The sequence below is a fragment of the Rhodoferax sp. UBA5149 genome (genome assembly GCF_002413825.1).
Lineage (GTDB): Bacteria > Pseudomonadota > Gammaproteobacteria > Burkholderiales > Burkholderiaceae_C > Rhodoferax.
Genome location: NZ_DHXT01000070.1, coordinates 17,298 through 18,672, shown reverse-complemented (window position 1 = coordinate 18,672; position 1,375 = coordinate 17,298). Strand labels below are relative to the sequence as shown.

At 63.7% G+C, this 1,375-nt stretch carries 2 protein-coding genes and 1 pseudogene; 2 read left to right on the top strand and 1 reads right to left on the bottom strand.

Going from position 1 to position 1,375, the window contains the following annotated elements:
- Positions 1 to 308: pseudogene (locus B3V69_RS05895) on the top strand (hypothetical protein); the annotation flags it as partial.
- On the opposite strand, the gene B3V69_RS05890 reads toward B3V69_RS05895, so the two are convergent.
- Positions 254 to 1,129: an NUDIX hydrolase gene (locus B3V69_RS05890; RefSeq protein ID WP_296444687.1), complete on the bottom strand. Its 876-nt coding sequence runs from the start codon at positions 1,127 to 1,129 to the stop codon at positions 254 to 256. The pseudogene B3V69_RS05895 and the gene B3V69_RS05890 sit on opposite strands and share 55 nt — an antisense overlap.
- 109 nt (positions 1,130 to 1,238) lie before the next feature.
- Here B3V69_RS05890 and B3V69_RS05885 point away from each other — a divergent pair.
- The coding region (locus B3V69_RS05885) for an SDR family NAD(P)-dependent oxidoreductase (RefSeq protein ID WP_349679198.1) at positions 1,239 to 1,375 on the top strand (137 nt) is incomplete at its 3' end.

The window sequence follows — 1,375 nt, the reverse complement described above, 5'->3', positions numbered from 1 at the left end:
CATTCCCTGCTTCGCCGTCGCGCAGGACCGGGCCGATGCACGCTGATGTGAGCTGGCAGACGCTGTTGCCACTTATCGCCGATTTCTGGCATCTGGTGTGCGCGCGGCTGGAGCGCCGCCAGCGAGCCGGGCGACTCAAGCAGTGGCTCAACTTTTTGCGCCGTCGTTACCCGGAGGCCGAATTGGCCTATATGGCGCTGCGCGCCATCAGCGACCCGGCGGCTATTGACCAGTGGCTGGCGGTGCAGCGAAATCAGTCAAACAGCCCGTCAAATCCAGTCATGGGCTCAAAGCGTTTGTTGCGGTAGACCAGGCGGGTCGGCCCCGGCAGCGCCTGCGCGCGGACCGAATGGCGCTCGTCACCGGGGTAACAGATGGCCCGCGCGCCTTCATGTTCGAACGGCTCGGGCTCAATCGTGGGGGGCAGGCGACTGCGTGCCGCCTGCAGCACGCTTTGCACGCTGGCATGACGCGCCAAGTGGGCCAGGCTCATGATTTGCGGCGGCGCGAGCTCAATCTGACCCTGCCAGTATTGCGCCAGCGCGGTGCGGGGTTGGAGCCAGACGCTTGCGGTGGTTTCATGGTTGTCATGGCGGGCAATCTGGTTCGATGGCACCGCCGATACAAAGAAGCGGGTGTCAAAGCGTTTGTTTGTCAGCGACGGCATCCTCGGTGTGATCCAGCGTGACCAGGGCAGCACGCTGCTGGTCTGCAGGCGCAAGCCCATGTGTGACAGCACGGCATCGAACGCATGGCCCGTGCGCAGGAGCGCGGTGGCCTGCGCGGCGTGCTCGGCAGAGGCACCTTGCGCAAACAGAATGCCCGATTCTTCGAAAGCCTCCCGCAGTGCCGCCACGTAGAGGCTGGCAGCAGTCAGCGGGGCGATATCAGGTTCGTTCAAAGCCGCGTGCAGTGCCTGCAGAGGCTGGTCCATGTGCGCCTTCATGTCCAGCTGGGCGTCAGACGGATCGACCTTGCCGCCGGGAAACACATAGGCCCCGCCCAGCACATCGGACAGGCCATGGCGCTTGAGCAAAAAGACTTCCAGGCCCTCGTCGGCATCGCGCAGCATCACCACGGTGGCGGCCGGGCGTGGCGGCGTGGTGATGACTTCAGAATTCAGTTCCATGATCAGCTTTCAGTGGGGCTCTGCACAGTGAATTAAAGTACAGGGTTGGTCGACGCAGACTATCAGAGTCCGCGCCTTCAATTTGTCTCCCACATTTCAGGAATAAACCATGACTATTGATTTCAAAGGCCGTGTGGCCATCGTGACCGGCGCCGGCGGCGGACTGGGTCGTCAACACGCCCTGGCGCTGGCAGCGCGTGGCGCCCGCGTGCTGGTGAACGATCTGGGCGGCGCGCGGGACGGCTC

What these genes read in the sequence shown, in the direction of transcription:
- B3V69_RS05890 (WP_296444687.1), bottom strand. Translation starts at nt 1,129, where the DNA reads ATGGAACTGAATTCTGAAGTCATCACCACGCCGCCACGCCCGGCCGCC.